Source organism: Mycolicibacterium llatzerense (assembly GCF_025331195.1).
GTDB classification, from domain to species: domain Bacteria; phylum Actinomycetota; class Actinomycetes; order Mycobacteriales; family Mycobacteriaceae; genus Mycobacterium; species Mycobacterium llatzerense.
The window spans coordinates 332,321-357,292 of sequence record NZ_LXOV01000014.1 but is presented as its reverse complement, the minus strand read 5'-3'; the positions used below and the strand labels follow the sequence as shown (position 1 = coordinate 357,292).

The following is a 24,972-nucleotide window of genomic DNA, read 5'->3' as shown; positions in this document are numbered from 1 at the left end:
AGACAACACCGACCCCCACCAGGAGCAACCCGAATGTCACAGCAAGCCGACGCCGGCATGGACACACCCAAGAGTCTGCGCGAATACATCACGAACACGGCGATCAACACCGTGCCGCCGCTGGTCGCGTACTACGTGCTGCGCATGTTCGACTTCGAGCCGTACCTGGCGCTGGTCGGGGCGATCATCACCGCGGCCGTGCAGGGCGCGCTGACCATGGTGCGCAAGCGGAAGGTCGAGCCCGCGAACGTCGTGGTGATCGTCGGCGCCGTGTGCTCGCTGACCATCGCGCTCACCACCAAGAACCCGCGCATCGTCCAGGCCCTCGAGCTCGTCCCGATGTCCCTGCTGGTGTGGTCGTTCGCCATCAGCGGGCTGCTGCGCAAGCCGAACTCGAAAAAGATGACCGGCGTCATCTCCCCCGCTCTTGCCGAGCCGGCCCTGCCCGAACGCGGCTGGACCGAGCAGAGCCTCCAGGACTGGCACCGGTTGCACACCCAGCTGTGCGTCGGACTCGGGCTCCTCTGCGGCTTCTATCCCGTCTTCGCCCTGTACATGATCTTCAACTATCCCGTCGACCTCTCGCAGTTCGTCATCGTCGCGACGGGGCCCACCCTCGTGGTGCTCTGCATCGTGTTCGCGGTGGCCCGCATTCGTCGTTTCGTCGGACGGCACGACGCTGCCGCCGAGGCGGTGGCGATACCCACCGGTTCTGAGTAGTCACACTCATCCGCGCCGCGCGGCGCTCGGGCATCATCAGCTCATGCCGAGACTCCTGCCCGACTTCCGCACCGTGATCGACAGCACCGCGCCCGACCGCGACCGCAGTATCGATGTCGCCAGGCTGGGTGCGCTGCTGGTGGTGATGTTCGGCCACTGCACGATGCTGCTCGCCACCATCACTTCAGGCGGTGTCCAGATCGGCAATACCTTGGGCGCCGTCCCGAGCCTGCAACCGGCCACCTGGGTGCTTCAGGTCATGCCGTTGTTCTTCTTCGCCGGAGCCGCGGCCGGCATCTACAGCTGGCAGGACGGCACGCCGTGGGGCACCTGGCTTTTCACCCGGGCGCAACGGTTGTGCCGACCTGCGCTGTGGTACCTGGCCGCCTGGACGGTCGCCCTGATCGTGGTGCGGTTCACCATGGGCGCCGAATCGGCGGCCGCCCTGGGCAACGAGTCGGTGGCGCTGCTCTGGTTCCTCGGTACCTATCTGATCGTGCTGGCGTTCGTCCCCGCATTGGCCCGGCTGCGCTCGGCCCGCTCTGCCACGCTGGTGGTCGCGGCCCTGATGGCGGTCGCGGCACTCGGCGACTGGGCCCGCATCGGCACCCACACCCTGGAGGCCGGCGCAGCGAATCTGGTTGTGGTCTGGCTGATTCCGATGGTCATCGGCGCGGCCTACGCGCACCGCCTGGTCGCTCCTCGCACGGCGCTGATGGTCGCCGCCGCCACGCTGGCCGTCCAGGTGCTGGTCGCCAAGTACGGCCCATACGACGTGTCGCTGGTCGTCACCGGCACCGAACGGATGTCGAACGTGACCCCGCCGACGCTTTTGCTTGCGCTGCAGTGCATCTGGATGTCCATGCTGTTCATCGCCTGCGCCACCGTGGTCCGCCGGTGGGCCCAGCGTCCCCGCGTCTGGTACCTGATCGTGGTGGGTAACAGCGGGGCGATGACGTTGTACCTGTGGCACATTGCGGCCATCGCGATCTCGACGTTCGGCCTGCACGCGGTGGGCCTGGACGCCTACGACCCTGCGGCCCCGCACTTCTGGCGCAACATCGCGATCCGGGCGCTGGTCTTCGCGGTGGTGATGACGGTCATGTTCCTGCTGTTGTCCCCGCTCGAGCACAACCCGTTGAAGTGGTGGGATGCCCGGGTCCGAGCGACCGGAAGCCCGTCGACCATGGCAGGTGTGCTGGTCTGCGCCGCCGGCGTGGCGCTGCTGCTGATGGCCAAGTACGGGCTGGGCACCAGCTCGGGCTGGATACTGTTGGCGCTCTTCACCATTGCCCTCGCCGGTGCACGGATCAGTGCAGGACGATCGGCGACGCGGCGGCCCGTGACCCCGGGCGGATCGGCCGGCTCAGTGCGCGCTGACGAAGATCGCGTTGACTGCGCCGCTCTTGACCAGAGTCGGCCCTGACGCGGAGACGATGTACGCCTCGTTGCCAGTCGGGTAGCCGCCGCCGTTGGTCGAGATGTGCACGTGGGTGTAGTGATTGGCGTCGGGACCGCCGTAATCGGGCATCCGATGGGCAGTGCCGTCCGGGTAGTAGATCGCCTGCCGCCAGATCACATGGTTCAGATCGAACCGCCGCGCGTTGGCCAGCACGTACGACAGGATGCGGTCGCCAAGCGCCTTGCCGGCGGACGACCCGTAGTCGGGCACCATCACGTCCAGCGCCAGGCCTTCGGGATGCCAGCGCAGCGAGTCCGGGCGAACTCCGGTCATCGTGTGGATTTCCGGGAACGCCGCGCTGACGGCGCGCTCGGCGAGGATGGTGTCGACCTGCAGCCCCCGCTCGGCGGCGACACCCACCGGCAAAGCGATGCTGCGCACCATGGCGCGCGAACTCTCGGCCGCCTCGGCGACGATCAGCGAACCCGGATGCAAAGCAGTGGGCTCGGCCAGGACCACCTGCGCGCAGCAGACGTCCACCTCAGTGGCGGTGGTGCCGGTGTGGGCCGCAGTGCCCGCAGCGACGAACGCCGCAGCCGGCATCACCAGCGCCGCCAGAGCCACCGACCAACGGCGCCGTGCGCGCGTCTCGGTAGCTAATCCGGGCTTGTCCACCGGTGCACCATACCCTGCAGGTCACCGTTTGGTAACGGCTTCGAATTAGCAGCGCTGGTAAATTCGCAGTACACGTCAGCAGGAGGAGCCGTGGCGAGCGCACGACCGAGAACCACCGCCGAGCCGTCGGTCGACGCCATCGCCGATGCTCTCGTCACCGCATCGCGGCTGCTCCTGGACATCACGGCCCGCTCGGTCGCGGGCGTCGACGACACGTTGACCGTCCCCCAACTGCGGGTTCTGGTGATCCTGTCGTCGCGCGGCGCGACCAACCTGACCACGCTGGCCAGTCAACTCGACGTCCAACCGTCGACCATCGGCCGGATGGCCGAGCGCCTGGTCACCGCCGGCCTGATCGACCGGCGCACACACCCGAATTCGCGCCGCGAGATCGTCGTCGAGCTGACCAGAAGGGGACGCGCCGTCGTGGACACCGTGACCAAACGCCGCCGCGCCGAGATCGCCCGGGTCGTCGAGGTCATGCCGGCCCGCGAGCGCCTTGGCATGGTCCGCGCGCTGCACGCGTTCACCGAAGCCGGCGGCGAACCGCCCGCCGACGCCCCGGCCGGCCTGGACTTCTAGCTCAGCTGCGGGGCACCAGGTACGGCGCGAGCGTCGTCAGCTTCTCGCAGGTCTCCTCGAACTCGCGTTCCGGAGTCGACTCGGCGATGATTCCGGCGCCGGCCCGCAGCCAGGTCTGGCCGTCGGCCTCGTAGGCCGAGCGCAGCGTCAGCGCCGCGTCCATGCCGCCGTCGGCACTGAACATCACCACTGCGCCGGAATACAACCCACGCGGCGACTCGTCGAGCCGCATGATGGCGTCGACGCTCTCGGCCTTGGGGATTCCGGAGGCCGTCACCGCCGGGAAGAGTGCCTCCAGCGCGTGCATCCGGTTCATCTGCTCCGACAGCTGGCCGGACACGGTCGAGCCCAGGTGCTGCACGCTGCCGCGCTCGCGCACCGTCATGAAGTCGCTGACGACCGTGGTGCCGGGCTCGGCCACCTCGGCGATCTCCTCCTGGGAGCTGCGCACCGAGATCGCGTGCTCGACAATCTCTTTCGAGTTCGATTCCAGATCCGCACGCGCCGCACGGTCATGGTCGGCGCCGCGGCCGAAGGCCCGCGTACCGGCCAGCGGTTCGGTGATCACCGTGCCGTCGGCGCGCACCGCGGCCACCAGCTCCGGGCTGAAGCCCAGGGCGCGAATCCCGCCCAGCCGCAACAGGAATGACCGCACCGGGGTGTTGTTCGCCCGGCCCACGCGGAACGTCGCCGGGAAGTCGACCGCGAACGGCACCTCGAACCGACGGGACAGGATCACCTTCTGGTAGTCGCCGGCAACGATCTCGGCGACGGCCGCGGCAACCCGCGACGGGTAGTCGCTGCCGTCAACACTCACATCGACGGCGCGGGTGACGCCGGCCGCCGGAATCCCCGACTGCAGCAGACGATTCAGCGTGTCGGCCACGACGTCGACGTCGCCCAGCACGCAAACCTCACCGCCGGTGACGACCACCTGAGTCCGCGCGCTGAAGACCCGCGCCAGCGGGGTCCCCGCCGGCAGGCGCTGCTGCAGCCCGAACCGGTACGCGCCGAATTCGAAAGCGACCCAACCGAACAGCCGGTCGGTCTCCAGCAGCAGTCGATCGACGGCGTCGCCGAGCACCTCGCCGGGCCGGCCGCTCCACGCCTGGCGGGAGACTGCGCCGCCGGCGTCGACGATCCGCAATTCGTCGCAGTCGAGTTCGATGGCGGTGCGCACTCCGATGGCCAGCACCCACTCACCCGAATGCTCGTAGCCGACGTAGTCGGCGCCGGAGCGCTCCGGCAGTTCGGCTGCCAGTTGCGCGATCAGATCGGCCGGGGAGACATCGGCGGGCAAAGCAATCCGCGTCACAGACGCCGCGTCTATAGCTTCAGCAGTCACAAAGTTAATTTAGCCTAACCTCACCAAAAAAACACCGCCCGCCCCTGTGATTCACGCCCCAGCATCAGCCTCGGCCGCCGCTTTGGCGACGGTCCAGCCACTGGCCGACGTCCGCTGCGCCCAGAAATCGGCGTAGCGGCCACCGCGCGCCATGAGCTGCTCATGGGTGCCGCTGTCGTCCACCGTGCCGCGATCGGACAGCACGACGATGTTGTCGGCGGCGGTAACCGTAGACAGTTTGTGCGCGATCACGATGACGGTGCTGCGGTCCGCCAATTCGCGGATGGACGCGGCGACATGGCGTTCGTTCTCGGGGTCCAGTGCGCTGGTGGCCTCGTCGAACAGCACCACCGGGGCGTTTTTCAGCAAAGCGCGCGCGATCGAAACCCGCTGCCGCTCACCGCCGGACAGTGCCGAACCGCCCTCACCCACCCGCGTTTGCCAGCCGGCCGGCAGGCGGTCCACGACGGACTGCAGCCCGGCGGTGCGGGCCGCTTCCCGGATGTCGTCGTCAGCTGCGGTCGGCGCACCGATCCGCACGTTCTCCCACAGGGTGTCGTCGAACAGGTACACGTCCTGGAACACCAGGGACAGCTGCCCCATCAGCTCCGCGGTGCCCTGATCGCGGACGTCGACGCCACCGACCCGGACCACGCCGGCGTCCACGTCGTAGAACCGCGCCAGCAGCCGGGTGATGGTCGTCTTGCCCGAGCCCGACGGACCCACCAGCGCCGTCATGGTGCCGGGCGCCGCGACGAAGCTGACATCCTCGAGCACCCGGCGCCCCGGATAGCTGAATCCGACGTGGTCCAGCTGAACCCGACCGCGCTCTGAAACCGGTTGCGGGGCAGCTGGTTCCGGCAGCGCCGGGGTATCCAGCACCGATGTGATGCGGTCCAGTTCGGCACCGGCCATCCGCATGGCGGAGCCGTATTCGGCCAGTTCCGACAGCGGAGAGGTGAACCGCGCCGCCAGGCCGAGGATCGCCACCAGCGTCACCGGGTTGATCTCGCCGCCGACCGCCAACCAGACGCCGACGGTGATCAGCCCGCCCAGCACCGCCTGCACGCCGACGCCGCTCAGCATCATGCCCGCCACCGACGCCCACAGCGCCCGCTTGCCGACCTGCTCCTGCTCGGCCAGGGCCCCGGTCAGTGGATCGAACTCCGCCCCGGTCCGCCCGAACGCCCGCAATACCGGCTGGCAGCGCGCGAATTCGATGACGCGGGAGTTCACCTCGATCTCGGCAGCGTGGGTGCGCGCTTCGGCCGACGCGATCAACGTGGCCGAGGCCCGGGTGGCCAGGATCAGGACCACCCCACCGGCCAGTGCGGCGATTCCGATCCGCCAGTCGAAGACGAACAAGCCGACCACCACGGTCAGCGCACTGGTGGTGTTGACCACCAGCGGCGTCACCAGGTGCGCACTACTCGTACCGACGAAAGTCGTGCCCTTGACCGCGATCTGGGATACCTGACCGACCCGTTCCCGGGTGAACCAGCCCAGCGGCAGGGTGACCATGTGGTCGCCGAGGCGGTGGTGCAGCAGCCGCATGGTGGTCAGCGCCATCCGCATCGACTGCGCCGCCTGCACGTAGTGCGCGACAGCACTGAGCAGCACCACCACCGCCAGGACGACCAACCAGCGGCCCGCCGCACCGAAGTCGCCGTCGAACAGCGCCAGCGAGATCGGCACCAGCAGCGTCATCGAAAGACCGTGCAGCAGCCCGTAACCGACGGCCCAGGCCAGGAAGCTGTACATCCGGCCGCGCTCGGCGCCCAGGATCCGCAGGAACCCACTGATCATCGTCATCGCGATGCCTCCAACTCGCCGGACGCCGTGTAGGTCTGCCACATGCGCGCGAAAACACCTTCCCGAGACAGCAATTCGCCGTGCCGGCCCTGCTCGACGATCCGCCCGTCCCCCAGCACGACGATGTTGTCGGCACCGACGATCGACCCCAACCGGTGTGCGATCACCAGCACCGTGCGCCCCTCGATCAAGGTCGACAGCGCCGCCTGGATCTGCGCCTCCGAGTCAGGGTCCGCGAAGGCCGTGGCCTCATCGAGCACCAGGATCGGGGTATCGGCGAGCAATGCGCGGGCGATGCTGATGCGCTGCGCCTCGCCACCGGAGAAGTGCGCGTCCTCCCCGACCACCGAGTCATATCCGTTGGGCAGGGCGATGATCCGGTCGTCAATGTGCGCGGCACGCGCGGCCTGCCGCACTTCCTCGTCGTCGGCGCCGGAGCGGCCCAGCCGGATGTTGTCGGCCACGCTCATGCCGAGCAGTTGCACGTCCTGCAGGACGAATCCGACGTGCCGGTACAGCACCGCGGGGTCGATCTGGCGGACGTCCACACCGCCGATGCGCACCTCACCGGCGGTGGCGTCGTGGAAGCGCGGCACGAGCGTCGCGAGCGTGGACTTGCCGCTGCCGGACGGGCCGACCAGCGCCGTGATGCTGCCGGCAGGCAGGTCCAGCGAGATGTCGTGCAGCACAGTGTTGGTGCCATCATACGAGAAGTCGACGCCGGAAAAGCTGACCGAATTGCCTTGCGGCACTTGCGGGTTCTGGGCGATCGGCAACTCGGGGGCGGTCAGCAGCGCCGTCAGCCGGCCGGCCGCGGCCACCGCCTGGCGGCTCGCGGCGGCGGAGTATCCGACGGCCAGCACCGCGGTCGGGATGGTGACCGCAACCAGCGTGGAGCCCAGCACCTCGATGGGCGTCACCCAACCGTTGCGGATGAACCACAGGCCGCCGGCCAGGTTCACCAGCAGCACCACCGGCGCCTCGACGAACACCGACGACACCGCGCGCAGCCGCACCATGGGCCCGACGAAACCGGCGAAGCCGTCGTTGAATTCGTCGGCGGCGTCGGCAAATCGCTTGTGCGCCTTGCCGGTTTCGCCGAAGGTCTTGACGACGGAGACGCCGGCGATGAACTCGACGATGGTCGCGCTGATCTGCGCGATGCCCTCGTTCATCTGCCCCATCCGGGCCATCGCGCCGCGCATCAGGACGCCGTAGACCACGAGGTAGATCGGAATGGTGCCGATGGCCAGCAGCCCCAGCCGCCAGTCCAGGTACGAGCAGTACGCCAGGCCGAACACCGGCGTGGCCAGCGCGCCCGTCTTCTCGACCGCGGCATGGGCCACCAGGTGGTGCAGTTCACCGACATCGTGCTGCACCGCTTTGCGCACCTCGCCGGAGGACGTCGCGCCGAACCAGCCCAGCGGCAGCCGTCCGAGCGTGGTCACCAATCGACGACGAAGCTCGCCCTGCAACTGGACATCGGCGTGATGCGTGAGGGTCAGCGCCAGACCGCCGGCCAGCGTGCGCACCGCCAGGCCGCCACCGATCAGGACCGCGACGATGGTCCACACCCGTGCCGCGTCGATCGGGCCACCGGCCAGCAGATACCGGCCCAACTCGACGATGCCGATGAACGGCACCACTGTCGCCGCTGCGGCGATCAGCTGCAGCAACTGCGCCAGTGCGGTGCGGCCGCGCACCGGAGCCAGCAGTTCTTTGAGCGCCACGCGGTCCTGCGCCGCCACGAGCTTGGCCTGTTTGAGCTGCTCACGCGGCGACGGTTCTGCGTTGGTCATACGAATACCCACTCCACCCGAAGACTAAGGTTTGCCTAACCATAGCGACTGGCTGCGGGGTGTGAGTACCCGCCTGCTCGTTCAGTTCAGTCCGGTTCAGTCCAGGACGGTGCGCACCACGGCGTCGGCCAACAACCGACCCGGGTCGGTCAGCACCAGACGGTCGTCGGTGACCGCCACCAGACCGTCGGCCACCGCCTCCTGTGCCCGGTCCCGCTCCGCGGGGGTGAGCACGGCAACCGGCAAACCGGAGCGCAGCCGCAACCGCAACATCACGTCCTCGACGTGCCGGGTGGCGTCGTCCAATTCCTCGAAGTCCGCGACCGGTAGCCTGCCCTCGGCCAGCGCCTCGGCATAAGCGTTGGGGTGCTTGACATTCCACCACCGACGGGCCCCCACATACCCGTGCGCGCCGGGTCCGGCACCCCACCACTGGCCGCCGTCCCAGTAACCCAGATTGTGCCGGCACTCGCCGCCCGGGCGGCTCCAGTTCGACACCTCATACCAGTCCAGCCCGGCCCGGCTCAGGTGTGCGTCGAGCAGCTCGTAGCGGGCCGCCAGCACGTCGTCGTCGGGCGCGGGGAGCTCGCCGCGCCGGACCCGTCGGGCCAGGGCAGTGCCGTCCTCCACGATGAGCGCGTACGCCGACACATGGTCGACGCCGACCTCGATCGCGGCGTCCGCGGATCGGCGCAGGTCGTCGTCGGACTCCCCCGGCGTGCCGTAGATGAGATCGAGGTTGACGTGCTCGAACCCGGCCGCCAGCGCCTCCCGCGCCGCCGCGGGCGCCCGGCCGGCCGAGTGGGTCCGATCGAGTGCCGCCAAGACGTGCGGCGCCGTCGACTGCATACCCAGGGACACCCGGGTGTAGCCCGCGTCGAGGAGCTCGGTGAAGAACTCGGGTGACGTCGACTCCGGATTGGACTCGGTGGTCACCTCGGCATCGGGATTCAGGCGGAAATTGTCCCGGACCGCGTCGAGCACCGCCCGCAGCCCGGAGCCGCCGAGCAGGGACGGGGTACCGCCGCCGACGAACACCGTGTCGACCGGCAGATCGACCTGGGCACCGGCCATCGACAGCTCGGTGCGCAGCGCGGTCAGCCAGCCCTCGGGACTGGCTCCCCCCAGCTCACTGGCGGTATAGGTGTTGAAGTCGCAGTACCCGCACCGGGTCGCGCAGAACGGCACGTGGATATAGATGCCGAACGGCCCGAGACGGCTGGCGTCGGCATCACTCATGTGAACCAGTGTCCCATCGCAGGTGGCGAACTTTTGCTCGCGATGATTCCGAACCTGGCCCGGTTAGGCCGAATGTCCTGTTCGTGGCAGAATGACGGGGTGTCCGCCAGCCTCAACCGCGCCCTCGGTTCCGCATTGGTAATGCGGCGGCATGTCGACTTCAAGCGTGTATGCAGCTGTTGCTGTCTGCCTTGATGCCTGCCTCGATGCCCTAGTTCTGACCACAGAATCTTTCAGCCGGCACAGGATCGGCAGTGCCGGACAGCCCCCGGCGAACGCGTGATCCAACGCCTGCTCTTGCGCGAAGGAAACCACCCAGTGACAACAGCAAAACCCGCCAAGACCCGCGACGAAGGCCAGTGGGCGCTGGGCAATCGCGAGCCGCTGAACCCCAACGAGGTGTTCAAGCTGGAGGACGACGCCCTCAATGTGCGGCAGCGCATCATCGACGTCCATTCCAAGCAGGGCTTCGAGTCGATCAGCAAGGACGATCTCCGCGGCCGCTACCGCTGGATGGGCCTGTACACCCAGCGCGAGCAGGGTTATGACGGCACCTTCACCGGCGACGACAACGCCGACATGCTGGAGGCGCCCTACTTCATGATGCGGGTGCGCTGCGATGGCGGCGCCCTGACCAGCGCCGCGCTGCGGACCATCGGTGAGATCTCGACCGAGTTCGCCCGCGACAGCGCCGACATCACCGACCGCGAGAACATCCAGTACCACTGGATCCGGGTCGAGGATGTGCCGGAGATCTGGCGTCGCCTCGAATCGGTCGGCCTGCAGACCACCGAGGCGTGCGGCGACTGCCCGCGCGTGGTGCTCGGTGGCCCGCTGTCCGGTGAGTCCCTCACCGAGGTGCTCGACCCGAGCTGGGCCGTCGACGAGATCGTGCGCCGCTACGTCGGCAACCCGGAGTTCTCGAACCTGCCGCGTAAGTACAAGACCGCCATCTCGGGTCTGCAGGACGTCGCCCACGAGATCAACGACATCGCCTTCATCGGCGTCAACCACCCCGAGCACGGCCCCGGCCTGGACGTCTGGGTCGGCGGTGGCCTGTCCACCAACCCGATGCTGGCCCAGCGCCTCGGCGCGTGGGTGCCGCTGGCCGAGGTGCCCGACGTCTGGGAGGGCATCACCAAGGTCTTCCGCGACTACGGCTACCGCCGCCTGCGGTCGAAGGCCCGGCTGAAGTTCCTGGTCAAGGACTGGGGCGCGGAGAAGTTCCGGGAAGTTCTCGAGACCGAATACCTCGGGCGCAAGCTCATCGACGGCCCGGCGCCGGAGCAGGTCCCGCACACCATCGACCACGTCGGCGTGCAGAAGCTCAAGAACGGCCTCAACGCCGTCGGCGTCGCGGCCATCGCCGGCCGCTCCTCGGGCACCATCCTGACCAAGGTCGCCGACCTGGCCGCGGCCGCCGGTTCCGACCGGATTCGCCTGACCCCGTACCAGAAGCTGGTCATCCTCGATGTCGCGGACGACAAGGTCGAGGAACTGGTGGCCGGGCTGGAGGCGCTGGGTCTGCAGGCGCGGCCGTCGCACTGGCGCAAGAACCTGATGGCCTGCAGCGGCATCGAGTACTGCAAGCTGTCGTTCGCCGAGACCCGGGTGCGGGCCCAGTCGCTGGTGCCCGAGCTCGAGCAGCGGCTCGTCGACCTCAACGCCCAGCTGGACGTGCCGGTCACCATCAACCTCAACGGCTGCCCGAACTCGTGCGCCCGCATCCAGATCGCGGACATCGGCTTCAAGGGCCAGATGATCGACGAGGGCAACGGCCCCGAGGAAGGTTTCCAGGTGCACCTGGGCGGCAGCCTGGGCCTGGACAGCGGTTTCGGACGCAAGCTGCGCCAGCACAAGGTGCTGGCCACCGAGCTGGGCGACTACATCGACCGTGTCGTGCGCAACTTCGTGAAACAACGCGAGGCCGGAGAGCGTTTTGCCCAGTGGGCCATTCGGGCCGACGAAGCTGACTTGAGGTGACCGCTGACATGACGGACGTATCGGAAACCGACTTAAGGGAATTGGCGGAGCGCGGGGCCGCGGAACTGGCCGACGCCAGTGCCGAGGAACTGCTGCGCTGGGTCGAGGAGAATTTCTCCGGCCACTACGTCGTCGCCTCCAATATGCAGGACGCCGTACTGGTCGAGATGGCCGCGAAGGTCCACCCCGGCGTCGACGTCCTGTTCCTGGACACCGGTTACCACTTCGCCGAGACCATCGGCACCCGTGACGCGGTCGAGGCCGTGTACGGCGTGAACGTCGTGAACGTGACCCCCGAGCAGACGGTCGCCGAGCAGGACCAGCTCGTGGGCAAGGACCTGTTTGCCACTGACGCCGCCCGCTGCTGCAGCCTGCGTAAGGTCCAGCCGCTGTCCAAGGCCCTCAAGGGCTACACGGCGTGGGTGACGGGCATCCGCCGGGTCGAGGCGCCGACGCGCGCCAACGCGCCGCTGATCAGTTTCGACGAGGCGTTCGGTCTGGTGAAGATCAACCCGATCGCCGCGTGGAGCGATGAGCAGATGCAGGAATACATCGAAGCCAACGGCATCCTGGTGAATCCGCTTGTGGACGAGGGCTATCCGTCCATCGGCTGCGCACCGTGCACCCAGAAGCCGGTCGAGGGTGCTGATCCTCGCAGCGGTCGCTGGGCCGGTCTGGCCAAGACCGAATGCGGTCTGCACGCATCCTGAGGCAGCCTGTGCAACTGATCCTCACCGCGCACGGCAGTGCCGATCCGCGGTCCGCGGCGAACGCCCGCGAGGTGGCCCGTACAGTGGCCGCCTTGCGGCGCGACGTCGACGTCAAAGTGGCGTTCTGCGAACAGAATTCGCCGAATCTGCGGGAGGCACTGGCCGACTCCCCCGCCGGCGGTGTCGTGGTGCCGTTGCTGTTGGCCGACGCCTATCACGCCCGCATCGACATTCCCGAGATGATCGCCGACGCCAATCCGGCGGTCCTGCAGGCCGGCGTGCTCGGTGAGGACGACCGGCTGATTCACGTGCTGAGCCAACGGCTCACCCACTGCGGGGTGTCCCGGCTGGACGCGAGCGTCGGTGTCCTGGTGACGGCCGTCGGGTCGTCGTCGGCCGCCGCCAATGCCCGCACCGCCACAGTGGCCACCGGCCTGGTTGCGGGCACCCACTGGCAGGCCACGACGGCGTTCGCCACCGGCCCGCAGGCCAACCTGGCCGAGGCCACCGAGTTGTTGCTGGCCCAGGGTGCGACGCGTCTGGTCATCGCGCCCTGGTTCCTGGCCCACGGCACCATCACCGACCGGGTCGCCGAATTCGCCGCAGCGCACCGGATTCCGATGGCGCAGCCGCTGGGCTCGCACCGGCTCGTCGCCGAAACCGTGCTGGACCGCTTCGACGACGTTGCGGCCGCTCGCCGCGCCGCGTAACCCAAGCCGGCTGAATCCCGGCAAGACCGGGACTCTCGCCGTATGGATTGCGTATAGATCGCCGCACCGCAGCGATGGCGCCGGTTGACTCGGGCTCATGCGAATATCTGGGACCGCTGATGTCTGACCTGCTGCAACTGCTGTCGATGCTGGCGCTGCCGGCATCGGTCCTGCTGCTGTGCCGACGCGCCAACCGGCGCAACCCGCAGGCGCCCGCGATTCGAACCTGAGCACGCACCCTGCCCACGTCGCCTACGATCCGGACCGTCGACCAACGATCCGGACGAAGGAGACACCGCGCGTGGGCACACACCCCGACACCGGTCGGAAAGGGCTGGGCGCCGGCCTGGCCGTCAGCGCGCTGGGCGTCGTCTTCGGTGACATCGGCACCAGCCCGATCTACACGATGCAGACGGTGTTCGATCCGGGCGACCCGCATCCCGTGCCGATCAGTCGCGACCACATCTACGGCGTGGTCTCGGTGATCTTCTGGTCGGTGATGCTGATCGTCACCATCACCTACGTCAGCCTGGTGATGCGCGCCAACAACGACGGCGAGGGCGGCGTCATGGCGCTGATCACTCTGGTGAAGCGGTCGTCGGACAAGCTCGGCAAGCGCACCGCGGGCATTCTGGCCAGTCTTGGAATCCTCGGCGCCGCACTGTTTTTCGGTGACTCGATGATCACCCCGGCCATTTCGGTGCTGTCCGCCGTCGAGGGCGCGAAAACCATCGACCCCGGTCTCGCCGACTGGGTGGTGCCGATCACCGCCGTCATCATCGCCGTGTTGTTCAGCGTGCAGCGGCACGGCACCGCGGCGGTCGGCCGGCTCTTCGGCCCCGTGATGATCCTGTGGTTCGGCGCGATCGGCGCCTGCGGCGTCATGGGCATCAGCAGGGAGCCCGAAATCCTGCGCGCACTGAACCCGATGTACGCACTGGGCTTCATGGCCGGGCACTTCCACATCGCGTTCTTCGCCCTCGCCGCCATCGTGCTGTCGGTGACCGGTGCCGAGGCCCTCTATGCCGACATGGGCCATTTCGGCCGCAAGCCGATCACGCTGGCCTGGCTGCTGCTGGTGTTTCCGGCCTGCACGCTGAGCTACTTCGGTCAGGGCGCGCTGCTGCTGCAGAATCCGTCGGTCCACGACGCCCCGTTCTTCCTGCTGACGCCCGACTGGGGCCGACTGCCGATGGTGCTGCTGGCGACGGCAGCGACCGTGATCGCGTCGCAGGCGGTGATCACCGGAGCCTTCTCCGTCGCCGCCCAGGCCGCGCACCTCGGATACCTGCCACGGCTGCGGATCCTGCATACGTCGGCGTCGACCATGGGCCAGATCTACGTGCCCTGGATCAACACCATTCTGATGGTCGCGGTGCTGACCCTGGTGTTCGCCTTCCGCAGCTCGGCGGCGCTGGCCTACGCGTTCGGTATGGCCGTCACGGGGACCATCACCATCACCACCATCTTGTTCCTGGCGGTCGCCCGGGCCCGATGGAACTGGCCGCTGTGGCAGGTGATCGGCCTCGGCGCCACCCTCCTCACCGTGGATCTGCTGTTCCTGGCCGCGAACATGACGAAGCTGGTGCACGGCGCCTGGCTGCCGCTGCTGATCGGCCTGGCGACGTTCACCGTGATGACGACCTGGCAGGCGGGACGCAAGGTGGTCACCCGCGCCCGCGATCAGGTCGAAGGGCCGCTGCGCCCGTTCGTCGACGAGATCGTCTCCAGCGAGCCGCCGCTGACCCGGGTCCCAGGCACCGCGGTGTTCCTCAACCGCGGCGTCGAGACCGCGCCGCTGGCCATGCGCGCCAACGTCAAGTACAACCGGATGCTGCACGAGCACGTCGTGGTGCTGTCTCTGACGACGACGACGGTGCCGCGCATCGCCGACGCCGACCGATTGTCGGTCGACGATCTGGGCTACAGCGACGACGGCATCATCCACGTCACCGCCACCTACGGCTACATGGACCGGCCCAACGTGCCGGCCGCCCTGGCGCTCGTCGATTCTGCCCACACAGAGGGGCCGCTGGACCTCTCCGGCGCCACCTACTTCCTGTCGAAGGTCGACCTGGTGATGGGCAAGGAGCCGTCGATGGCCCCGTGGCGGACAAGGCTTTTCATCGGTACGTCGTACATCACGTCCGACGCCGCGGCCTATTTCCAGCTGCCGCCCGACCGCACTGTGATCCTGGGCTCGCGCATCGAGGTGTGAAATACCCACCCGTGGGGCACGCGTTGTCCCAAGCAGATAGATTTTGTGATGATCGAAACCCTTGACGGAGCACCTGCGATTCAGCAGATTCGGCAGGTGCACTTCGCGGCGTGACGGTCGTGCGTGGCACCACGGTGCCGCGTGGGCACCCACAATTTCACCAGCAGGTCCGCTGCGAGCCACCCACGCGGTGAGCTTGCGTATGACGAGAGGTTGTCGATGGGCAAGATCTACGCCAATGTCACCGAATTGGTCGGGCGCACCCCACTGGTCCGGCTCAACCGGTTGACCGAGGGCGCTGGTGCTCAGGTCGTCGCAAAGCTCGAGTTCTACAACCCCGCCAACAGCGTGAAGGACCGCATCGGCGTGGCGATCGTCGACGCCGCGGAGCAGTCCGGTGAGCTCAAGCCCGGCGGCACCATCGTGGAGGCCACAAGCGGCAACACCGGCATCGCCCTGGCCCTCGTCGGCGCCGCCCGCGGCTACAAGGTCATCCTGACCATGCCCGAGACCATGTCCCTCGAACGACGAGTGATGTTGCGCGCGTACGGCGCCGAGATCGTGCTGACGCCGGGCGCCGAGGGCATGGCAGGCGCCGTGGCGCGGGCCAAGCAGATTCTCGCCGAGACCCCGAACTCCGTCGCGGCCGATCAGTTCGCCAACCCGGCCAACCCCGCCATCCACGAAAAGACCACGGCCGAAGAAGTATGGGCCGACACCGACGGTGAGGTCGACATCTTCGTCGCCGGCATCGGCACCGGCGGCACCCTCACCGGCGTCGGGCACGTCCTCAAGGCCCGCAAGCCGGACGTGAAGATCGTCGGCGTCGAACCCATCGACTCCCCCATCCTCACCGGCGGCCAGGCCGGACCGCACAAGATTCAGGGCCTCGGCGCCAACTTCGTTCCCGAAATCCTGGACCGCTCCGTGTACGACGAGATCATCGACGTCGCGTTCCCGGACGCCATCGAGGTGGCGCGCGCGCTGGGCACCGATGAGGGCATCCTGGGCGGCATCTCGGCGGGCGCCAACGTGTGGGCGGCGCTGCAGCTGGCCAAGCGCCCCGAGAACGCCGGCAAGCTCATTGTGGTGATCGTCCCCGACTTCGGCGAGCGGTACGTCTCCACGGCGCTGTACGAGCACATCCGGGACTGACCGGCGAGCGAAGCGACAGGAATTAGATAGGGATGACGCTGTTCTCTCGCCTCCGCGAGGACCTGGACAACGCACGCAGCCACGACCCGGCAGGGCGCGGAGACCTTGAGAACGCCCTGGTGTACTCCGGCCTGCATGCCATCTGGTCGCACCGACTGGCCCACCAATTATGGGCCAGGCCGGGCTGGCGCGGGCCTGCGCGCCTGCTGGCTCAGGCGACGCGGTTCTTCACGGGTATCGAGATTCACCCGGGCGCGACCATCGGACGGCGCTTCTTCATCGACCACGGCATGGGCGTGGTGATCGGCGAGACCACCGAAATCGGCGACGACGTGATGCTCTACCACGGCGTCACGCTGGGCGGCCGCAGCCTCAACAAGGGCAAGCGCCACCCCACCATCGGCAACCGGGTGACCGTCGGCGCCGGCGCCAAGGTGCTCGGCCCCATCCTCGTCGGCGACGACTCCGCCATCGGCGCGAATGCCGTTGTCACACACGATGTTCCGGCGGACTCCATCGCGACCGGCATTCCGGCGATCGTGCGTCCCCGCACCGAGAAGCAGCGCGAGCCCGCCGTCGACCCGACGACCTACATCGACCCCGCGATGTACATCTGACGCTCTTCGCACGGCCGAGTGGCGTTGACCCTGTAGTCAGGGTCAACGCCACCCGCACTCTTGCGCCCTGATTACAGGGTCAACGCAAAAGCACCGCGACCGTGCAACCAGAACCTCGGATCCGCAGATCTGTCAGCCTGGTTGCACGGTCGCGGTGCAAACCCTGGGGATCACGCCCGAGCGAGGACCGCCTCGACTTCTTGCGTCTGTCCCGCGATCGGGGGGATGCGGGTAGCGCGGACGTACACGGTGTCGCCCTCGAGGAGCCGCAGCGCTTCGGCGTCGCCGCGGGTGATCTGCGCGGTGAACGGCGTGTGGTCCGCCGCGGTCGTCAGCTCGACGCGAACCTCGAAGCCGAGCACGACAACGCGGTCGACCTTGGCCCGGAGCACTCCGGTGGCCGCCACATCGCCGTCGGCCAGCGAAATGGCCATGTCGGGGTTCCGGCCCACGCGGATGTCGTGCGGACGCACCAGCGTGCCGTTGAGCGTCGACACCGCACCGAGGAACGACATGACGAACGGGTTGGCCGGGCTGTCGTAGACCTCGGTCGGCGAACCGACCTGCTCGATGCGGCCCCTGTTCAGCACGGCGATCCGATCGGCGACGTCGAGCGCCTCGGCCTGATCGTGGGTGACCAGCACGGTGGTCACGTGCACCTCATCATGCAGACGGCGCAGCCAGGTGCGCAGGTCGTCGCGCACCTTGGCGTCGAGGGCGCCGAAGGGCTCGTCGAGCAGCAGCACCTGGGGGTCGACCGCCAAGGCCCGAGCCAACGCCATGCGCTGACGCTGACCACCGGAGAGCTGGCTCGGGTAGCGCGTCTGGAAACCGCTCAGACCCACCACCTCCAGCAGGCTGTCGACCTTCTCCTTGATTTCCGCCTTGGGCTTCTTGCGGATCTTCAAACCGAACGCGACGTTCTCGCGGACGGTGAGGTGCTTGAACGCCGCGTAGTGCTGGAAGACGAACCCGATGCCGCGCCGCTGCGGCGGCACGCCGGTGACGTCGTTGCCCTTGATGGTGATGGTGCCGGTGTCCGGGGTGTCGAGCCCGGCGATGGCCCGCAACAGCGTGGACTTGCCCGACCCACTGGGGCCGAGCAGCGCGGTGAGCGATCCCTCGGGCACGTCGAAGTCGACGTTGTCGAGGGCCGCGAAGTCGCCGTAGCGCTTGTTGGCACCGCGCACCGTGATGGCGGGAGGGCTGCCCTGCTTCTGCTCGTCACTCATGATCGGTTCTTCCTATCGAAAGCTATTGTGCCGCCCGGACACGCCGGGCGTCGAGGATTACCTGCACGATCAGCACGATCACCGCGACTGCCATCAGCAGTGTCGACATGGCGTACGCGCCGTATTCGGCGCCGCGGCTGTACCGGTCGGACACCAGCAGGGTGAGGGTCTGGGATGTGCCGGGCAGGTTGGAGGACACCATGATGACGGCGCCGTACTCCCCGAGCGTGCGGGCGACGGTCAGCACGATGCCGTACGTCAGGCCCCAGCGGATGGACGGCAGCGTGATCCGCCAGAACGTCTGCCACCACTGCGCACCGAGGGTGGAGGCCGCCTCTTCCTGGTCGGTGCCCAGCTCATGCAGCACCGGTTCGACCTCGCGGATCACGAACGGCACCGTCACGAAGATGCTCGCCAGCACGATGCCGGGGAAGCCGAAGATGATCTTGAGACCCCAGCTGTTCTCGACGAAGCCGAGCAGTCCGGCCGACCCCCACAACAGGATCAAGGCCACACCGACGACGACGGGCGACACCGCGAACGGCAGGTCGATCACGGCCTGCAGCACGCTCTTGCCGCGGAACCGGTTGCGGGCCAACACCAATGCGGTCGGCACCCCGAACAGCACGTTGAGCGGCACCACGATGGCGACGACCAGCAGCGACAGTTGCAGCGCGGAAACGGCTGCCGGCGTGGTGATCTGGGTGAAGAACTCACCCAGGCCGGGCTGGAACGTCCGCCACAGGATCAGGCCGACGGGCACAATGACGAGCACCGTGATGTAAGCCAGCGCCAGGTAGCGGGCGAGGTAGCGCACCACCGGAGAGAGTGTCATGCGGCCAGCTCCTCACGCTTGGCTGCCCGCGATCCGATGACCCGCAACACGAACAGCACCACGAACGAAATCACCAGCAGCACAATCGAGATCGCGGCCGCACCGGTGCGGTCGTCGTTCTCGATCAGGGTGCGGATCCACTGCGACGACACCTCGGTCTCACCGGGTACCGCGCCGCCGATCAGCACCACCGAGCCGAATTCGCCGATCGCGCGGGAGAAGGCCAGGCCGGCCCCCGACAGCAGCGACGGCAGCAGCGCCGGCAGGACCACCTTGGTGAAGATCACGAAGTTGTTGGCGCCGAGCGATGCGGCCGCCTCTTCGGTCTCCCGGTCCAGTTCGAGCAGCACCGGCTGCACCGACCGCACCACGAACGGCAGCGTGACGAACAGCAGCGCCACCCCGATGCCCCACTTCGTGTGCTGCAGATGCAAGTTGACCGGGCTGGCCGGACCGTAGAGCGCCAGCATCACGAGGCTGGCCACGATGGTCGGCAGCGCGAACGGCAGGTCGATGACCGCGTCCACCAACCGCTTGCCGACGAAGTCGTCCCGGGTCAGCACCCACGCCACCAACAGGCCGAAGACCAGGTTGATGAGCGCGACGGCCGCCGAGACCTCGAGCGTCACCCGAAACGATGCCACGGCCGAGTTCGACGTGACCGCGGTCCAGAAGTAACCCCAACCGCCGCGGGCCGACTGCACCAGGATCGCGGCCAGCGGCAGCAGCACGATGACGGACAGCCAGATGCTCGCCGCTCCGACCCGCAACGACGTGGTGCCGAACGCGTTCCTCACGCCGGGACCCGGCCCGGCCGAACCACCATTGCTGGTGGACTCGGGCCGGGCCGGGACGCCGTCGAACGTGGTGGTGGGTGTCATCCAGTGGCCTGCTTGTAGATCTTGGTGATGCTGCCGTTCTCCTTGTCGAACAACGCCGGATCGACGGTCTTCCATCCACCGAGGTCAGCGATGGTCCACAACTTCTCCGGGGTCGGGAAGTCCTTCGCGAATTCTGCCGCGACGGCGGGATCGACGGGGCGGAATCCGGCCTGCGCCCACGCCTTCTGTCCCTCTGCGGTGTAGAGGAAGTTCTTCAGCGCGTTGGCCTTGTCCTGGTGGGGGCCGGAGGTCACGACCGCCACCGGGTTCTCGATCTTGAACGTCTGCGCGGGGTTGACGTGCTCGACGTCCTTGCCCTGACGCTCGACGTTGATCGCCTCGTTCTCGTAGCTGATCAGGACGTCACCGGTGCCGTGCAGGAACAGGTCGGTGGCTTCCCGGCCCGAACCCGGACGGGTCTTGACGTGCTCGACGACCAACTGCCGCACGAAGTCGATGCCGGCCTGGGCGTCCTTGCCGCCGTTGCTCTTCGCCGCGTACGGCGCCAGCAGGTTCCACTTGGCCGAACCCGAGCTCAGCGGGCTCGGGGTGACGACCTCGATGCCCGGCTTGAGCAGGTCGTCCCAGTCCTTGATGCCCTTGGGGTTGCCCTTGCGCACGACCAGCGAGACCACGGAACCGAACGGGATGCCCTTCGTGGCATCGGCGTTCCAGTCCTTGGAAACCTTGCCGGCCTTCACCAGGCGCGTGACGTCCGGTTCCACCGAGAAGTTGACGATGTCGGCGGGAGCTCCCGACTCGACCTTGCGGGACTGGTCACCGGAAGCGCCGTACGACGTCGTCACCGCGACGCCCTTGCCTTCGGGGGTGGCGGCGAAGGCCGGGATGACCTTGCTCCATCCGGGCTCCGGCACGGCGTAGGCCACCAGGGTCAGGGTGGTGTCCGTACCCGACTGTGCACCGCCACCACCGGCGACGTCACTCGCTCCGCCACCGCAGGCGGCGAGCACCGTGGTGCTGGCCACAACGGCTGCGACAGCGGTGGCCGGCCGCCAGTTCTTGATGATCTTGTGCATGTGATGGACCTTCCTTGCGGGTTTACGGATGAACTACTCCGTCACACGGCAAGGAGGTGAAATCAGCACGTGGGCATACCTAAAGCCGGCGCCGACCCCAGTAACCGCGGACGGAAACGGGTCAGCGACAACAGGCGACGTCAGCAACAGCGCGGGTACCCACGGCAATGAGCGCCAGGATGTGGCCCTCGGTAGTGCCGGACGCTGCGTACATGGCCGGAAGAATATCAGAGGTTGCCTGATAGCTACTGCTCAGCGAGTCAACAGCCACATGACAATGACCAGCACCACCAGCAGCACCAGGATCAACGTCACCCGTGACTGAGGCAGTCCGTTCACAGCGCTTCCTCCTCGACGTGGCGGGCCCGGTGCAGCAGCGTGGTCGCATAGGCCAGGGCCACGTCGAGCAGCACTGCCAGGCCATATGCGAGCGCCAGCACCACCGGCATCACGATGATCGTCTGCAACACGAACGACAGGCCGGACAGCCACAGCTCCACGCCGTCCCACCAATTCAGAAAGCCGTTCATCGATTCCAGCCTACGGTGTGGGCCCTTTCGAATCGCGGTGGGTGGAATCTGCCGGGCCCCGTCGGGAGCGTTAGGTGGACGCCAACCGCAGATGCAGTCGATGATGTGCGAATGGTGCTGCCACACACTGACAAGTCGGGACAATCCAGCGACCCCGGCCACATCTTGGCGAACGGCCACGGGATTCCACACCTTGCCGCCGCGGGCGACGACTCGGTGACCGGCGGTGCGATCTCGACGGCGGTGCGTACGCCGTTTCCGCCGATCGCGGACTACGCCTTCCTGTCCGACTGCGAGAACACCTGCCTGATCTCCTCGGCGGGGTCGGTGGAGTGGATGTGCGTGCCGCGGCCGGACTCCCCCAGCGTCTTCGGCTCGATCCTGGATCGCGGTGCCGGCCACTTCCGGCTGGCGCCCTACGGGGTGACGGTGCCGTCGGCGCGGCGGTACCTGCCGGGCTCCTTGATCCTGGAGACCACCTGGCAGACGCACACCGGCTGGGCCATCGTGCGCGACGCCCTCGTGATGGGGCCCTGGCACGACATCGAGACCCGCTCGCGCACCCACCGTCGTACGCCGATGGACTGGGACGCCGAGCACATCCTGCTGCGCACCGTCCGGTGCGTCAGCGGCACGGTCGAGTTCGTCATGAGCTGTGAGCCGTCGTTCGACTACCACCGCGAAAGCGCGGCCTGGGAGTACTCGGCCGCCGCCTACGGCGAGGCGATCGCGCGGGCCGGCAAGAACCCGGAGGCGCATCCGACGCTGCGGCTGACCACCAACCTACGGATCGGGTTGGAAGGCCACGAGGCGCGGGCCCGGACCCGGCTGACCGAGGGCGACAAGGTGTTCGTCGCGCTGTCGTGGTCCAAGCACCCGGCGCCGCAGACCTTCGAAGAGGCCTCCGACAAGATGTGGAAGACCAGCGAGGCGTGGCGGCAGTGGATCAACGTCGGTGACTTCCCGGACCACCCGTGGCGGTCGTATCTGCAACGCAGCGCGCTGACCCTCAAGGGGCTGACCTACTCCCCGACCGGCGCCCTGCTGGCGGCCAGCACCACGTCGCTGCCGGAAACGCCTCAGGGCGAACGGAACTGGGACTACCGGTACTCGTGGATCCGCGACTCGACGTTCGCGCTGTGGGGCCTGTACACCCTGGGACTGGACCGCGAGGCCGACGACTTCTTCTCGTTCATCGCCGACGTCTCCGGCGCCAACAACGGTGAGCGCCATCCCCTTCAGGTGATGTACGGCGTCGGCGGCGAGCGCAGCCTGGTCGAGGAGGAACTGCACCACCTGTCGGGCTACGACTACTCGAGGCCGGTGCGGATCGGCAACGGCGCCTACAACCAGATGCAGCACGACATCTGGGGCACCATGCTCGATTCGGTGTACCTGCACGCCAAATCCCGCGAGCAGATTCCCGAGATGCTCTGGCCGGTGCTGAAAAACCAAGTGGAAGAGGCCGTCAAGCACTGGAAGGAACCCGACCGCGGCATCTGGGAGGTGCGCGGCGAACCGCAGCACTTCACCTCCAGCAAGATCATGTGCTGGGTGGCGCTGGACCGCGGCTCGAAACTTGCTGAGCTGCAAGGGGAAAAGTCCTACGCACAGCAGTGGCGCAAGATCGCCGACGAGATCAAGGAAGACGTCCTGACCCACGGCGTGGACAAGCGCGGCGTGCTGACCCAGCGCTACGGCGACGACGCCCTGGACGCGTCTCTGCTGCTGGCGATCCTCACCCGGTTCCTGCCTGCGGACGACCCGAGGGTGCGTGCGACGGTGCTCGCCATCGCCGAGGAACTCACCGAGGAAGGTCTGGTGCTGCGCTACCGCACCGAGGAGACCGACGACGGATTGTCCGGCGAGGAAGGCACTTTCACCATCTGCTCGTTCTGGCTGGTGTCGGCGCTGGTCGAGATCGGCGAGGTGAGCCGGGCCCGGCACCTGTGCGAGAAGCTGCTGTCATTCGCCAGCCCGCTGCACCTGTACGCCGAGGAGATCGAGCCGCGCACCGGCCGGCACCTGGGCAACTTCCCGCAGGCGTTCACCCATCTGGCGTTGATCAACGCCGTCGTGCACGTGATCCGCGCCGAGGAGGAAGCCGACAGCAGCGGCGTGTTCCAGCCCGCGAACGCGCCCATGTAGGCAGTGATTTGTGCACGTTTTTCCGCGGGCCGCGCGGATTAACGTGCACAAATCCCTCGGATCAGAAGGTCAGCTCAAAGTCGATGACGGTCGGGGTCGGCACCGCGAGTGCGACGGGCGTCAGGCTGCTGTCGTAGGCCACGCCGGTGATGACCCGGCCGCCGAATCCGTTCTGTGCCGCAGGCACACTCGCGGTGACGGTCACGCGGCGAACCGCAGGCGCGGGACGCAGATAGATGTCGCTGCCGGGGACCACCGGCGTGGTGATGGGCTCCCCTGCCGCGTCGACGAGGGTGCCACCCACTGCAGTGAGCGCGGCGGCGTCGGTGGCCTCGAACCGGAACGGGCCGACGATGTCGCCGACCGCCGCGCGGTCGGCGATCAGCCGCGGCACCACCGTCAGGCTCCGGGCCGCCTCGGCACCGGCGACGAGGTAGTTGTACAGCGCGACAACGCGTTCGGCGTTGCGGTAGTTGCCGGACCCGTCGAGGGTGAAGCTCACCTCTTCGATATCGACGAATGCGTCGCGGTCGGCGAGCACCTGCAGCCGGTAGAAGCGGTACCCGCGGTGCTGACGGCCCGGGCGGCTGTCCGATGCGGTGGCCCCGGCTCCGATGCCCCTGCGGTGGCGCCCGTAACCGGCCGCGACGTTGAGCCCCGACGCGGCGACGTCGCGCCACGACGTGCCGTCGACCGACTTCTGCAGCACCAGCGAGACCGCGGCGTCGCTGGTCAACTCGACGGTGTAGCTGCCCAGCTGGGGCTCGCCGTCGAATTCGAAGGTGACGGCACCCGGCTCCTGGGTGACGGCGACGGGAACATTGAGCGGGCGGTTGTCCAACCGCAGGCCGTTGGTGAAATGCCAGATCGCGGCCTGCGTCGCGGCGATGGCCTCGTGCTCGGCCAGGTGCGCGTCACCGCTCAGGTGGCCGGCCGCCCGGACCCGACGGCTCAGCTCGGCGGTGCCCAGCGTGGGGTACGAATTGCGGATGATCCAGTCCACCTCGGCCTCGAAGGCGCGCGCTGCCACGTTGGGGACCGCCGACCAGTTCGCGGGCCGGTACTGCGAGGGCCGGGTCGGGGCGACTCCGAGGAAGTCCAGCGAGTACGCGTCGATGTTCGGATTGAGCCGGATCAGGTCGGTGCGCGCGCTGGTCCCGTCGGCGAACACCACGGTGTCGACGGTCGACGAGTACGTGCCGCCGCGGTACCGGGTCATGCGGGTGATCTCGGCGTCCCGGCGCACGGTCCGGCGGACCGCCACGGAGGTGCGGGTGGATTCGAGCAGAGAGGAAGACATTGCGGTGTTGCTTTCTGGAGGCTGTGAACAGCGCGTATACGT

Annotated in this window: 23 protein-coding genes; 11 read left to right on the top strand and 12 right to left on the bottom strand. The window is 67.9% G+C overall.

Annotated features, from left to right (window positions below; all coding sequences use genetic code 11):
* The first annotated feature begins 57 nt into the window (after positions 1–57).
* Both A7G45_RS22715 and A7G45_RS22710 read left to right on the top strand, forming a co-directional pair.
* Positions 58–720 (top strand): VC0807 family protein, encoded by a 663-nt coding sequence (locus A7G45_RS22715; RefSeq protein WP_308204152.1) that lies wholly within the window; start codon positions 58–60, stop codon positions 718–720.
* A gap of 43 nt (positions 721–763) precedes the next feature.
* Positions 764–2,146 (top strand): acyltransferase family protein, encoded by a 1,383-nt coding sequence (locus A7G45_RS22710; RefSeq protein WP_260940400.1) that lies wholly within the window; start codon positions 764–766, stop codon positions 2,144–2,146.
* Here A7G45_RS22710 and A7G45_RS22705 read toward each other — a convergent pair.
* Positions 2,087–2,797, bottom strand: coding sequence for a VldE C-terminal domain-containing protein (locus A7G45_RS22705; protein WP_260940399.1), 711 nt, complete (start codon positions 2,795–2,797; stop codon positions 2,087–2,089). The two genes, A7G45_RS22710 and A7G45_RS22705, sit on opposite strands and share 60 nt — an antisense overlap.
* Before the next feature lie 90 nt (positions 2,798–2,887).
* On the opposite strand from A7G45_RS22705, the gene A7G45_RS22700 reads away from it, so the two are divergent.
* Positions 2,888–3,379: a MarR family winged helix-turn-helix transcriptional regulator gene (locus A7G45_RS22700; protein ID WP_260940398.1), complete on the top strand. Its 492-nt coding sequence runs from the start codon at positions 2,888–2,890 to the stop codon at positions 3,377–3,379.
* Between the two features lies 1 nt (position 3,380).
* Here A7G45_RS22700 and A7G45_RS22695 read toward each other — a convergent pair whose 3' ends face one another.
* From A7G45_RS22695 to hemW, 4 genes are all read right to left on the bottom strand, one after another.
* Positions 3,381–4,733: a salicylate synthase gene (locus A7G45_RS22695; RefSeq protein WP_377042185.1), complete on the bottom strand. Its 1,353-nt coding sequence runs from the start codon at positions 4,731–4,733 to the stop codon at positions 3,381–3,383.
* 42 nt (positions 4,734–4,775) lie between these two features.
* Positions 4,776–6,530 carry an ABC transporter ATP-binding protein gene (locus A7G45_RS22690; protein ID WP_260940492.1) on the bottom strand — a complete coding sequence of 585 codons (1,755 nt, stop codon included), beginning with the start codon at positions 6,528–6,530 and terminating at the stop codon, positions 4,776–4,778.
* Between the two features lie 2 nt (positions 6,531–6,532).
* Complete coding sequence (locus A7G45_RS22685; RefSeq protein ID WP_260940396.1) at positions 6,533–8,335, bottom strand: ABC transporter ATP-binding protein; 1,803 nt, start codon at positions 8,333–8,335, stop codon at positions 6,533–6,535.
* A gap of 96 nt (positions 8,336–8,431) precedes the next feature.
* Positions 8,432–9,574, bottom strand: coding sequence for a radical SAM family heme chaperone HemW (gene hemW / locus A7G45_RS22680; protein WP_260940395.1), 1,143 nt, complete (start codon positions 9,572–9,574; stop codon positions 8,432–8,434).
* Positions 9,575–9,616: 42 nt separating this feature from the next.
* On the opposite strand from hemW, the gene A7G45_RS32760 reads away from it, so the two are divergent.
* The 7 genes from A7G45_RS32760 (at position 9,617) to epsC (ending at position 16,967) form a co-directional block, all read left to right on the top strand.
* Positions 9,617–9,769 carry an Ms4527A family Cys-rich leader peptide gene (locus tag A7G45_RS32760; RefSeq protein WP_407667542.1) on the top strand — a complete coding sequence of 51 codons (153 nt, stop codon included), beginning with the start codon at positions 9,617–9,619 and terminating at the stop codon, positions 9,767–9,769.
* 123 nt (positions 9,770–9,892) lie between these two features.
* A complete protein-coding gene (locus A7G45_RS22675; RefSeq protein WP_260940394.1) occupies positions 9,893–11,557 on the top strand; it encodes a nitrite/sulfite reductase in 1,665 nt (554 codons plus the stop codon).
* Positions 11,558–11,565: 8 nt separating this feature from the next.
* Positions 11,566–12,267, top strand: a complete 702-nt coding sequence (locus A7G45_RS22670) for a phosphoadenylyl-sulfate reductase (protein WP_260940393.1) — start codon at positions 11,566–11,568, stop codon at positions 12,265–12,267.
* Between the two features lie 8 nt (positions 12,268–12,275).
* Entirely contained in the window at positions 12,276–12,977 is a 702-nt protein-coding gene (locus A7G45_RS22665; RefSeq protein WP_260940392.1) for a sirohydrochlorin chelatase, read from the top strand.
* A 301-nt stretch (positions 12,978–13,278) separates the two neighbouring features.
* Positions 13,279–15,195 (top strand): potassium transporter Kup, encoded by a 1,917-nt coding sequence (locus A7G45_RS22660; protein ID WP_260940391.1) that lies wholly within the window; start codon positions 13,279–13,281, stop codon positions 15,193–15,195.
* Positions 15,196–15,414: 219 nt separating this feature from the next.
* Positions 15,415–16,350 carry a cysteine synthase A gene (gene cysK, locus A7G45_RS22655; RefSeq protein WP_260940390.1) on the top strand — a complete coding sequence of 312 codons (936 nt, stop codon included), beginning with the start codon at positions 15,415–15,417 and terminating at the stop codon, positions 16,348–16,350.
* A 32-nt stretch (positions 16,351–16,382) separates the two neighbouring features.
* Positions 16,383–16,967: a serine O-acetyltransferase EpsC gene (gene epsC, locus A7G45_RS22650; RefSeq protein ID WP_260940389.1), complete on the top strand. Its 585-nt coding sequence runs from the start codon at positions 16,383–16,385 to the stop codon at positions 16,965–16,967.
* 170 nt (positions 16,968–17,137) lie between these two features.
* Here epsC and A7G45_RS22645 read toward each other — a convergent pair whose 3' ends face one another.
* The 6 genes from A7G45_RS22645 to A7G45_RS22625 form a co-directional block, all read right to left on the bottom strand.
* Complete coding sequence (locus tag A7G45_RS22645; RefSeq protein ID WP_043394173.1) at positions 17,138–18,199, bottom strand: sulfate/molybdate ABC transporter ATP-binding protein; 1,062 nt, start codon at positions 18,197–18,199, stop codon at positions 17,138–17,140.
* Positions 18,200–18,221: 22 nt separating this feature from the next.
* Complete coding sequence (gene cysW / locus A7G45_RS22640) at positions 18,222–19,034, bottom strand: sulfate ABC transporter permease subunit CysW (RefSeq protein WP_043394175.1); 813 nt, start codon at positions 19,032–19,034, stop codon at positions 18,222–18,224.
* The gene (gene cysT / locus A7G45_RS22635; RefSeq protein WP_043394177.1) at positions 19,031–19,915 is read right to left on the bottom strand and encodes a sulfate ABC transporter permease subunit CysT; all 885 of its coding nucleotides are present in this window, start codon (positions 19,913–19,915) and stop codon (positions 19,031–19,033) included. The genes cysW and cysT overlap by 4 nt, the downstream gene beginning before the upstream one ends.
* The gene (locus A7G45_RS22630) at positions 19,912–20,952 is read right to left on the bottom strand and encodes a sulfate ABC transporter substrate-binding protein (RefSeq protein WP_043394179.1); all 1,041 of its coding nucleotides are present in this window, start codon (positions 20,950–20,952) and stop codon (positions 19,912–19,914) included. The genes cysT and A7G45_RS22630 overlap by 4 nt, the downstream gene beginning before the upstream one ends.
* 121 nt (positions 20,953–21,073) lie before the next feature.
* Positions 21,074–21,166 (bottom strand): Ms4533A family Cys-rich leader peptide, encoded by a 93-nt coding sequence (locus A7G45_RS32755; protein WP_353651654.1) that lies wholly within the window; start codon positions 21,164–21,166, stop codon positions 21,074–21,076.
* A gap of 121 nt (positions 21,167–21,287) precedes the next feature.
* Positions 21,288–21,482, bottom strand: a complete 195-nt coding sequence (locus A7G45_RS22625; RefSeq protein ID WP_043394180.1) for a hypothetical protein — start codon at positions 21,480–21,482, stop codon at positions 21,288–21,290.
* Positions 21,483–21,593: 111 nt separating this feature from the next.
* Between A7G45_RS22625 and A7G45_RS22620 the strand changes: the two genes are divergently transcribed.
* Positions 21,594–23,630, top strand: coding sequence for a glycoside hydrolase family 15 protein (locus A7G45_RS22620; RefSeq protein ID WP_192830199.1), 2,037 nt, complete (start codon positions 21,594–21,596; stop codon positions 23,628–23,630).
* Positions 23,631–23,691: 61 nt separating this feature from the next.
* Here the strand turns inward: A7G45_RS22620 and A7G45_RS22615 are convergent, their stop codons facing one another.
* Positions 23,692–24,930, bottom strand: coding sequence for a thioester domain-containing protein (locus A7G45_RS22615; protein ID WP_260940388.1), 1,239 nt, complete (start codon positions 24,928–24,930; stop codon positions 23,692–23,694).
* Positions 24,931–24,972 lie beyond the last annotated feature (42 nt).